This window comes from Flavobacterium sp. LMO8 (assembly GCF_009495755.1).
In the GTDB taxonomy this organism is placed as follows: Bacteria; Bacteroidota; Bacteroidia; order Flavobacteriales; family Flavobacteriaceae; genus Flavobacterium.
Map to the genome: position 1 here is coordinate 100,332 of NZ_WIBJ01000006.1, position 12,013 is coordinate 112,344.

Consider the following 12,013-nt stretch of genomic DNA (forward strand, 5'->3'; position numbering starts at 1 on the left):
ATTTAGTTAATTTGTTTGTAAACAAACTATTACGTTTAATTAATAAAGTTTTAGCAGTGTTGTTGTGTGTAGTAATTAGGTCGCTAAGATAATTCTTTTTTCAAAAACTGCGCTGTATAACTTTTTTTATTTTTTACAATTTCTTCGGGAGTTCCTTTAGCGACAACTTCTCCGCCGCCTTTTCCTCCTTCGTAACCAATATCAATTACATAGTCGGCTAATTTTACAACATCTAAATTATGCTCGATAATTAATACTGTATTTCCTTTTTCAACCAAAATATTGATTACATCCATCAAAACTCGAATGTCTTCAAAATGCAATCCAGTTGTGGGTTCGTCTAAAATATAAAAGGTATTTCCTGTATCTTTTTTAGATAATTCGGTAGCTAATTTGATTCGTTGTGCTTCACCTCCTGAAAGTGTTGTACTTTGTTGACCCAATGTGATATAACCCAATCCAACATCTTGAATCGTTTTAACTTTTCGATAGATTTTCGGAATATTTTCAAAGAATTCTACTGCTTCATCAACCGTCATGTTCAATACATCAGAAATTGATTTTCCTTTATAGCGAATTTCTAAAGTTTCTCTATTGAAGCGTTTTCCCATACAGGTTTCACATTCTACATAAACATCAGGTAAAAAGCTCATCTCAATCGTTCTTACACCCGAACCTTCACAAGTTTCACATCTTCCGCCTTTTACATTAAAACTAAATCTTCCTGGTTTATAACCACGAATCATTGCTTCTGGCGTTTGTGTGTATAAACTTCTAATTTCTGAAAACACATCGGTGTAAGTTGCTGGATTAGAACGTGGTGTTCTTCCAATCGGACTTTGGTCGATGTCGATTACTTTATCAATATGTTCTAAACCTTCAATTTTTTTGTAAGGTTGCGGTTTCTTAACTGCATTAAAAAAATAGGCATTTAAAATCGGATACAAGGTTTCGTTAATCAATGTTGATTTTCCACTTCCCGAAACACCAGTTACACAAACTAATTTCCCTAGCGGAATTTCAATAGTAACATTTTTTAAATTATTTCCCGTAGCACCTGATAATTTGATGGATTTTCCGTTTCCTTCTCTGCGCGTTTTTGGCACTTCAATCTGCATTTTACCATTTAAATATTGTGCAGTAATCGTATCTTCTTGTAATAATTCTTTCGGTGTTCCTTTGCTGATGATTTGTCCTCCAAAACGACCTGCTTTCGGACCGATATCAATCACATAATCGGCGCGTTCAATCATGTCTTTGTCGTGTTCAACTACGATTACTGAGTTTCCAATGTCACGTAAACTTTCTAACGATTTAATCAAGCGTTCGTTATCTCTTTGGTGCAAACCAATACTTGGTTCATCTAAAATATATAAAACACCAACCAATTGCGAACCAATTTGCGTAGCCAATCGAATACGTTGCGCCTCACCACCAGAAAGCGATTTTGAACTTCGATTTAATGATAAATAATTCAAACCAACATCTAACAAAAATTGCAATCTCGCTGTAATTTCTTTAACAACCTCAACGGCGATAACTTTTTGTTTTTCAGATAAATGATTATCTAAATCCGCAAACCATTCGGATAATTCGGCAATATCCATTTGGACTAATTCACCTATATTTTTTCCGTTTAGTTTGAAATACAACGATTCTTTTCTCAATCGAGTTCCTTTACAATCTGAACAAGTGTTTTCGTCCATAAATTCTTTTGCCCAACGTTTAATGCTTGCCGAATCGGAATTATCGTATTGATTTTTAATGAAGTTTGAAATTCCTTCAAAATCGATTTTATAATCTTTGGTAATTCCCATAACCTTTGATACGACTGAGAATTTTTCGTTTCCACCATACAAAATCATATCCATTGCTTCCTGCGGAATGTCCTCAATGGCATCGGTTATTTTGAAATCGTATTTCTGTGCGATAATTTCCAATTGCTTGAAAATCCAAGAACTTTTATATTCTCCCAAAGGTGCAAAACCACCATTTTTAATCGATGATTTCGGATTTGGAATGATTTTCTGTAAGTTGATTTCATTCACCGTTCCTAATCCATTACAACACGGGCAAGCGCCTTTTGGAGAGTTGAAAGAAAAGTTATTGGGTTCTGGATTTGGATACGAAATTCCAGAAGACGGACACATTAAATTACGGCTGTAAAAACGTACTTCTTGACTTTCTTGTTCAATCACCATCATCACATCATCACCATGATACATAGCGGTTTTAATACTTTCCGATAAACGTTTTTCGGTATCTTCTTCGGTATCAATTGCCATTCTATCAATAACAATTTCGATATCGTGTGTTTTATAACGATCGACTTTCATGCCGAATTCTAAATCCCGAATTTCGTTATTCACACGAACTTTTAAGAAACCTTGCTTAGCAATTTGCTCAAATAATTCGCGATAATGTCCTTTACGAGAACGGACAACCGGTGCTAAAATATTGATTCGTTTTCCATTAAAATCTTCTAAAATCAGCTGTTTTATTTGGTCATCAGAATACGAAACCATTTTTTCGCCTGAATTATAACTAAAAGCATCCGCACCTCTCGCATACAACAAACGTAAGAAATCGTAAATTTCTGTAATCGTTCCAACAGTTGAACGAGGCGATTTACTCGTGGTTTTTTGCTCAATGGCAATCACAGGAGAAAGTCCGTCGATTTTATCTACATCTGGACGCTCTAATCCGCCAAGAAATTGACGAGCATAGGCTGAAAAGGTTTCGATGTATCTTCTTTGTCCTTCGGCATAAATCGTATCAAAAGCCAATGACGACTTCCCAGAACCCGATAAACCAGTAATAACTACTAGTTTTTCACGCGGAATAGATACGTCAATATTTTTAAGATTATGGGCTCTAGCACCAATAATTTCGATAGTTTCTTCAGTTGTGTGTTGCATAATTTTTGGCAAAACGCAAAGATACTGATTTTAGTGCTAAAATTTGGGTTGAAGTAAGAATAAGAATTTGTTAAATAAAGACCTTTTATTCAATTATCATCGATTTTAATCGCATTCTGTATTTTTCTAAAATAAGTTGTTTGTAAATAAACCCAAGAAAAATTCCATTTTTTAAAACTGGCAATACTTTACAGCCCGAAGCATCGAACTTTTCCATTATGGTTTCTAATGTCTCATCATAGAATATAATTTCTTTTGGATATTTCATCACCTCATCTGTTGCGGTATAGTTAATCTTAAATGATGAAAAAATAATTGGACGAATTTCATCTAATGAAATAATTCCCAATAGCTTATTTTTCTCATCCAAAACAGGAAAAATATCAGCATCTGAATGTTGTATTTTTTCAACTAATTCGTTTAAATTATCACTTACTGAAACAGATTTAAAATCAGTTTGAATTAATTTGGCAACATCAATAGAATTCAAAATATTAGCATCGCGATTATCGGTAAATACTTCGCCTTTGTCAGCTAAATTTTTAATATCAAATGAATGAGGTTCAAATCGTTTAGAAATAGCAAAACTTACCGAAGAAACCACCATTAATGGCACCATTAAATTATAACCTCCAGTAATTTCTGCAATTAGAAAGATTGCTGTTAAAGGCGCATGAAATAAGCCACTTAAAATTCCGGCCATTCCAACAAGAGTAAAATTACCAATGGATAGTTTAGCAAATCCTGTCAAATTAATAAAATAAGCTACACAAAACCCCAAATATGAACCAACAAATAATGAAGGTGCGAAATTTCCGCCATTACCACCAGCCCCTAAAGTTAAACTTGTAGCATATACTTTTATTAGCATTGTAGCTCCAACAAAAAACAATAAAACCCAAGAGTTATTTTCAAATCGTTCAAAAACTGTATTTTGGACTAAACGTTCAGGATCATTGTCGGCTAGAATTTTAATACTTTCATAGCCTTCACCAAATAAGGATGGAAATAAAAAAATTAAAACTCCTAATATACCTGCTCCAAACAAAGCTTTGTTAATAATATTGAATTTTAGATTTGAAAAATAATGTTCAATTCTGCGAAACGTTCGTGCGTAATTTATTGACACAAAACCACTTAATATACCAAGCAAAATATAATATAAAAGATTATGATAATCAAAAAATTGTACTTTTTTGAACGAAAATAAAATGTTTTCATTTAGAACAATTGTTGACATTAAAGCGCCGGTTGCTGCACTAATCATAATTGGAATAAATGCTGTAATACTAATTTCAGCTAAAATTACCTCTATGGCGAATAATACTCCGGCAATTGGCGCATTAAAAGCTGCACCAATACCTGCTGCAACACCACAAGCTAATAATAGCGTTCTATCTTTATAACTTAATCTGTAGTTTTGAGCATAATTACTTCCAAAAGCCGCTCCTGTTATGGTAATCGGAGATTCAAGCCCTGCACTTCCACCCATTCCGACTGTAAAGGAGCTTGTAACGATTTGAGCATACATTTGCTTACGTGACATAACTCCACGCTTTTTAGCAACTGCATACATAATTTGAGATGTCCCTTTTTCGATAGAACCATCAAGTAGTTTTTTTACTATGATAACTGTAATAATAATACCAATTATAGGAAGTGTACTATTACTAAATGGCAAATGCAATAAATCATCTAATTGTTGAGAGGATTTATAAACCCAATGTGCAAATGTTTTTAAAATAATTACAGCTAAGGCAGAAGAAATACCAACTAAAACACAAGAAACATAAATAAACTGTCTTGGTGTTAAAAGTGATTTTAAAAGAAAAATAAACCGTTCTAAACGTCTGAAGGTTTTAAGTAAAAACGTTTTTATTGAAAAGGATTTATTTCTTGGCATTATCTATGATTTAAATACAAAATTAAGTTTTAAAATCAGAAGTTAAAAACTATAGCTTATTTAATTCGGTAATTTTCTTTTGGCAGGAAATTATTAATTCTTGAAAGAAAAGAAAAAATTCCGATTCAAATTCGGTATAAAAAGCTTGCAATTCCACAATAGCTTCTTGCATATTAGCTCTGTGCTTAGTCTTATAATCCATCTGAAAAAGTATCATTTCTAAGCCAGCAATAGATGCATAACTCACAAACCAATTTCTAGCAATCATATATGGCATCATACCTTTTATCCTCTCGGTTAAAATATCATAATTGTCTTGTAATAATAGATAGAAATCGTTGGCATAATTTTCTAATTTTTCATTTGAATACTTGCTCCAATTTTTTGCTAAAAAATGATCATATAAAATATCCATAATCACACCAGAATAATGTCCGTATTTTTCGTGTAAACGATGTTTACTTTGCCTGTAAATAGGATGCATATCAGTAAAACTATCAATGTGACGATGTAATAAAATACCTTTTTTAATTTCGGAATCAAACTTTTCGTAGTCGTGTCCTTTGATACTATCTGCCATGAAATTCCCGATTTTTAACAAATCGTTAGTTCCTGATAAGTAAATATGTGCTAGATAGTTCATTGTTATGCTTTCTTTTTGTAAATATATAAAAAAATCTTCGCGTCTTTGCGTCTTTGCGAGCTACATCTTTTATATTTGTATTTCAAAATTAAAACTACACATGACATTAATAAAATCAATATCAGGAATTCGTGGCACAATTGGTGGTGCTGTCGGCGATAATTTAACTCCAGTTGATGCCGTAAAATTTGCATCAGCTTACGGTTCGTTTTTAAAAATAAGACATGCTTCAAAAGGAAACGAACGATTAAAAGTAGTTATTGGAAGAGATGCACGAATTTCTGGGCCAATGATTCACAATTTAGTTATGAACACATTAGTTGGGCTAGGAATCGATGTAATTGATTTGGGTTTATCAACAACACCAACGGTTGAAATTGCTGTTCCGCTTGAAAAAGCAGATGGTGGAATTATTTTAACCGCTTCGCACAATCCAAAACAATGGAATGCACTTAAATTATTAAACGAAAAAGGTGAATTTTTAAGTGGAAAAGAAGGTGAGTTAATCTTAGAGATTGCCGAAAATGAAGCTTTCGATTTTTCGGATGTAGATAGTTTAGGCGAAGTTATTGAAAACAATGCTTACATGGATATTCACATTGATGAAGTGCTAGAATTACCTTTAGTTGATGCTGATTTGGTAAAAACGAAGAAATTCAAAGTAGTAGTTGATGGTGTAAATTCGTCAGGTGGAATTATTATTCCAAACTTACTGGAACAAATGGGAATTGAAGTAGTAAAATTGTACTGCGAACCAAACGGTCATTTTCCTCACAATCCAGAGCCTTTAAAAGAACACTTAGGTGATATTTGTAAATTGGTTGTAGAAGAAAAAGCCGATTTCGGAATTGTAGTTGACCCTGATGTAGATAGATTGGCTTTCATTTCAAATGATGGTGAAATGTTTGGCGAAGAATACACTTTAGTAGCTGTTGCCGATTACATTTTATCAAAAACACCAGGAAATACAGTTTCTAATATGTCGTCTTCTCGTGCTTTGCGCGATATTACTGAAAAACACGGTGGAACATACCAAGCAAGTGCTGTTGGTGAAGTAAACGTGGTAGAATTAATGAAGAAAACTAACGCTATAATTGGTGGAGAAGGAAATGGCGGAATCATTTATCCATCATCTCACTATGGAAGAGATAGTATGGTAGGTGTGGCTTTGTTTTTGACTTATTTAGCGAATCAAGATAAAACCGTTGCCGAAATTAGAGCTTCATATCCTCAATATTATATGAGTAAAAACAAAATTGAGTTAACACCTCAAATTGATGTGGATAATGTTTTAGCGACGTTAACCGAAAAATATAAATCGGAAAACATTACAACAATCGACGGAGTAAAAATCGATTTCCCAACTGAATGGGTACATTTGAGAAAATCGAACACCGAACCAATTATTAGAATTTATACAGAAGCTCCAACACAATCAGAAGCTGATGTTTTAGCCGAAAGATTTGTTAACGAACTAAAAGAAATTGCTGGAATTTAAAAAGTAAATGGTCAGATTTTATCTGACCATTTTAATTATTTTATTACTATTTTTTTGGTTGTTGATTGTAATCCGTTTGTTACTTTTACCAGATACATTCCAGAAATCAAGTCTAAATTTATTTGAATTTCATTATCAAAATCTTGCCTTTTAACTAATTGCCCCGTTATTGTAAAAATTTCTACTTTTGAAGTTCCTTCTAATCCAGAAACAATCAAATAGTCAGAAGCTGGATTTGGATAAATCGCTATTCTATTTTCAATAGGATTTTGAGTCGATAAAGTTGAAGACCAAGGTTGACCAAAATTAGCTCCAAAAATATAATCCGCTAAATTTGGATAATCTATAAAAGGATTACGATTCATTTGCCATGTATAAATATAATTGTTGCGATTCATTTCAAAATCATCACTTGGATCGGTTGAATTCCAAGTTAGTAAAGTAGCTAAATCTCCCATTTGACCAACAATTGCATCAGAAGGATTACCATTAACTAAATTTAGTCCATTATATCTAACTGCCATATAAAATAATGCTCTTGCAACATCACCATTCCAACTACCTTGGCTTCCAGTAGGCCCATTGTAATCTGAACCATAATCTCTATTACTTCGAGTAGAATTTTCGGCGCCATCTTCAGCTCTCAAATGATGAGCATCTGCATGTCCTGCCAAGATATCATCTGCATTTGTAGGAAGCCAAATACCAATTCCATCAGCGGTAGAAGAAGTTCCTCCAGAAAAACCTCCTCTTGATTGAGGAAAAATATGCTCTCTATTCCAAACTCCAATATTACTAGAACCTGTTTGATAATCTAAAATTGATTTTGGACTTTCAACATACATCTGCCAAACTTGATTAGAGTTTAGTGGGTTTTTATCTGCTTCTTTAAGAATAAACTCAATATCACCATAATTGTGAGCACGAACAACCGCTGGATTTGCAATAATATCTTGAACCGCTTGTTTTAAAGCATTTCCAGACAATCCTTCTAATGAATCATAATATCCTGCTGGAATGGTTGGAGTAACTAAACCATAAGTTGGATTTAATGGAGTTCCATAGGTTTGTACAACATAATCATTATCATAAATTCTAATTAAAATGTTATCATTATTTGCTACATAACCAAATGGTAACGCTTGCAAATCAATTAACATTTCTTCATCACCTTCATCTGTTGTATCATCAAATAAATAGACTGAATTTTGAGCGGTAGATAAACCTACTGGAATACTTACTGTTAAATTTGTCCCTGCATAATCATTAACCATAAAATTACCATTAACAATAGTAAAATTAAAAATCAAATCTGTTCCAGATACTGGTTGACTTGTTGTAAATGTTATAGGAATTTCTTCTCCCTCGATGTAATTATTTTGTGGAATTGTTACAGTAATATAATTAAGAACTACACCACTTCCGTCATTATTAACACCAGGAGTTGGTGACTTAACCTCGTATGTTCCATCGTTTTTTCTTTGAATTGAATGGGTTGTAACACTTGCTGTTGCATTTTCATTTGTAAACACTGACAAGCCTAAGATAGCCATTAAATTAGTTGGTGGTGTATTATTGTTTGAATAAGCTAAGGCATCAACCAAATTTGTTGTAGTAGCAATAGTTCCTGGCTGAACAGCAAATTGAAAATCTGAAGCATCTCCTAGATAAAGTGCTACCACATCAGGTCCGTTTTGAATTCTACCGTTAGAAAATATTCCAAGAGGTGAAGGTGTAACTTGATTATTTCCAAAATGAGCAATTCCATTTATATCCGTTGCAAATCCATCTAAATCATAGGCATAATAACACGAAGTATTGGTTTCATTAAAAAAAACCAAAACATAACCATCTAAAGAAAAATTTGGAGTATCAGACTTCAATTCAACAAATTCTAATAAATCTGAACTAGGTGTATCTGCATCTATCTCATTAATAACTACTTGAGCATATTGAGAGACTCCTAATAAAAGGAATAATAAAGTAAGTAATTTTTGGGGCATAAAAACTATTTTTATCAAAATTACGAATATAAATACAACAACAACAACATTTTATCAGATATCACATTAAATTTTAGCCAAAATTAATGCTATTGTACGAGTATTTTTATATTTAACTTTATTTTAAAGCAACTTTTTGCTTTATTTGCCATCTAACAATAAAACCTATTTATTCCATTTTGAAATTTTTAATCAAAATAGTATTTTTAATTTTTCCTCTTCTGATTTTTTCTCAGCATACTTCAAAAATGACTGTTAGAATTAATACTGAAGAGAAAACACTATTGATTAATCAGATTCTTACTTTTAACAATACAAGCAACGATACTTTAAAGCATATTATTTTAAATGATTGGAACAATGCTTTTTCATCAAAATCGTCTGCTTTGGCAAAAAAATATTCCGATGAATTTATTAGAGCTTTTCATTTAGCAAGCGAAAAAGAAAGAGGCTATACTTCTATCAAAACAATTGTAGATGCTAATTTTCAATCTATAAATTGGAAAAGACCTAATGGAAAAGTTGATTTGGTCAAACTAGATCTAAACCAACCAATTCTGCCATGTTCAAAACAAACTTTTACTTTAAATTACGAAGTAAAAATTCCAAATGCTAAGTTTACGAGATATGGCTATGACGATAAAGACAGGATTACTTTAAAAAATTGGTATTTAAATCCATCACGATATGAACACAAACAGTTTGTACAACTTAGCAATGAAAATTTAGATGATATTCCAAATGCATTTTCAAATTTTGAAATTGAATTTGAACTTCCAATTAAACATCATTTATCAAGTAATTTATTAGAAATCAACACTTTTGAACTTGTAGATACTAAAAAAACAGTGTTAAATTCAAAAAACAAGAGTGAGGCAATTATTACTATTCAACCTTCAAACACCTATCAAACTTATAAAAACGAAATCATTGAAGCAAGTTGTGGCATTGAAGATTCGAGAGTAAATGATATTGATAAAGCTATCATATTTGATAGAGTTAGTCGCTTTACAGCATCAAAATTAGGTTTACCACTTACATCAAAAATTTTAATTTCTCAGGAAGATTATGCGCGTCAGCCTTTTTATGGTTTAAATCAATTACCTAATTTTTTAAGCCCATTTTCAGATAATTTAATGTTCGAATTGAAGTTTCTAAAAACCTATTTGAACAATTATTTAAAAGAAAATTTAAATCTAAATCAAAGACGCGACTATTGGATATACGACGGAATTCAGATGTTCATCATGATGCAATATGCCGATGAATATTTTCCCGATTTAAAAATGACTGGCAATGTAGCCAATTTAAAAATATTAAAATCGTACCATTTCATTAATCTCGATTTTAATCAACAATACAACTATTTATATATGTTAATGGCACGTAAAAATTTAGATCAACCACTAAACGAACCCAAAAACAAATTAATAAAATTCAACGAGCAAATTGCCAGCAAATACAGAGCTGGTTTAAGTTTAAAATATTTAGATAGCTATTTAGGAAACGATATTGTTCACAATACTATTAAAGAATACATTCAAGAAAATCAATATTTTGGGACTAATTCACGTCAGTTTGAAACCATTTTAATCAAAAACAGTCCAAAAGACATCGATTGGTTTTTCAGAACCGTAATAGAAACTCGTGATTTGATTGATTATAAATTTGGAAAAGTAACCAAAACAGAAGATTCGCTTTCTGTAAATATTATTAACAAAACCAATACTGACGTTCCTATTTCTTTGTATCAAATAAAAGATAATCAGGTGGTTAATAAAATGTGGTTAACCAATATTAAAACCGATTCCACTATCGTAATCCCAAGAATGGGAGCCGATAAGTTAACTCTTAACTACAATAACGAAGTTCCCGAATACAATTTAAGAAACAACTGGAAATCATTAAAAGGCTATTTCTTCAATAATCGCCCGTTTAAATTTGTTTTTTTTAAAGATTTAGAAGAACCTTATTACAATCAAATTTTCTTTGTTCCAGAAGTAGAATTTAATATATATGATGGAATTGCATTAGGAATGCGAATCAATAATAAATCTATTTTAAATAAGCCATTTAGTTTTAGTGTTACACCAATGTATTCAAGCAATACCGGAACGCTTGTGGGTAAATTTTCTACATTTGTTGATGATAATATTAGAGAAAAAGGAAAACTTTATAACATAAGATATTTAGTATCTGGAAGTCGTTTCCATTATACAAATAATGCCTTTTACAATACATTAATTCCGATTATTCAATTTCGTTTCAGAGATCAAAATCTTAGAACAAATAAAAATGAATTTATTCAATTAAGACAAGTATATGTTAATAGAGATAAATCAAATTCTACATTAAATTCTAATACAGAAAATTACAATATTTTTAATGCAAAATACGGTAATTATCAATCCGAAGGAACCAAACATTATTCAATGCTTAATGACCTTCAGATATCTAGCAAATTTGGAAAAATTAGCACTGAAATCCATTACAGAAAACTATTCCAAAATAATCTTCAAATTAGCTTACGATTATTTGCTGGAGCATTTATGTTTAGAAGTACTAGTTCTAATTTTTTTAATTTTGGATTAGATAAGCCAAATGACTATATGTTTGATTACAATTTACTAGGAAGAAGTGAAACAACAGGAATTTATAGTCAACAATACATATATGCCGAAGGCGGATTCAAGTCAAAACTTGATACTCGATTTGCTAATCAATGGATAACTTCCGTAAACGGAACAATAAACATTTGGAATTGGATCCAAGTTTATGGCGATGCTGGATTACTAAAAAACAAATTCAGCAGCACCAAATTTGTCTACGATTCGGGTTTACATTTAAACTTAGTTCCTGATTATTTTGAGCTTTTCTTACCCATTTATTCTTCAAACGGATTTGAGTTAAATTCAAATAATTATGGCGAAAAAATTCGTTTTGTAGTTACTTTAAGCCCAAAAACATTAGTGTCTCTATTTACAAGAAAATGGTTTTAATACAAAAATATTGATTTTATTGCGAAATTCACAACAATAACCATTCAAA

General features: G+C 31.6%; 6 protein-coding genes. 2 read left to right on the top strand and 4 right to left on the bottom strand.

The features are described from left to right. Positions 1 to 83: 83 nt before the first annotated feature. The 3 genes from uvrA to GFJ94_RS00890 form a co-directional block, all read right to left on the bottom strand. A complete protein-coding gene (gene uvrA, locus GFJ94_RS00880) occupies positions 84 to 2,918 on the bottom strand; it encodes an excinuclease ABC subunit UvrA (protein WP_153199484.1) in 2,835 nt (944 codons plus the stop codon). Between the two features lie 85 nt (positions 2,919 to 3,003). Then, the gene (locus GFJ94_RS00885) at positions 3,004 to 4,821 is read right to left on the bottom strand and encodes a chloride channel protein (RefSeq protein WP_153199486.1); all 1,818 of its coding nucleotides are present in this window, start codon (positions 4,819 to 4,821) and stop codon (positions 3,004 to 3,006) included. 49 nt (positions 4,822 to 4,870) lie between these two features. After that, positions 4,871 to 5,464, bottom strand: a complete 594-nt coding sequence (locus GFJ94_RS00890) for an ACP phosphodiesterase (RefSeq protein WP_153199488.1) — start codon at positions 5,462 to 5,464, stop codon at positions 4,871 to 4,873. A 100-nt stretch (positions 5,465 to 5,564) separates the two neighbouring features. Here GFJ94_RS00890 and glmM point away from each other — a divergent pair, with 100 nt between their 5' ends. Next, a complete protein-coding gene (glmM, locus tag GFJ94_RS00895) occupies positions 5,565 to 6,962 on the top strand; it encodes a phosphoglucosamine mutase (RefSeq protein ID WP_153199490.1) in 1,398 nt (465 codons plus the stop codon). Positions 6,963 to 6,997: 35 nt separating this feature from the next. Here glmM and GFJ94_RS00900 read toward each other — a convergent pair whose 3' ends face one another. Then, positions 6,998 to 8,965, bottom strand: a complete 1,968-nt coding sequence (locus GFJ94_RS00900) for an endonuclease (protein ID WP_153199492.1) — start codon at positions 8,963 to 8,965, stop codon at positions 6,998 to 7,000. A 248-nt stretch (positions 8,966 to 9,213) separates the two neighbouring features. Between GFJ94_RS00900 and GFJ94_RS00905 the strand changes: the two genes are divergently transcribed. Further along, a complete protein-coding gene (locus GFJ94_RS00905) occupies positions 9,214 to 11,964 on the top strand; it encodes an aminopeptidase (protein ID WP_238989418.1) in 2,751 nt (916 codons plus the stop codon). Positions 11,965 to 12,013: the final 49 nt, after the last annotated feature.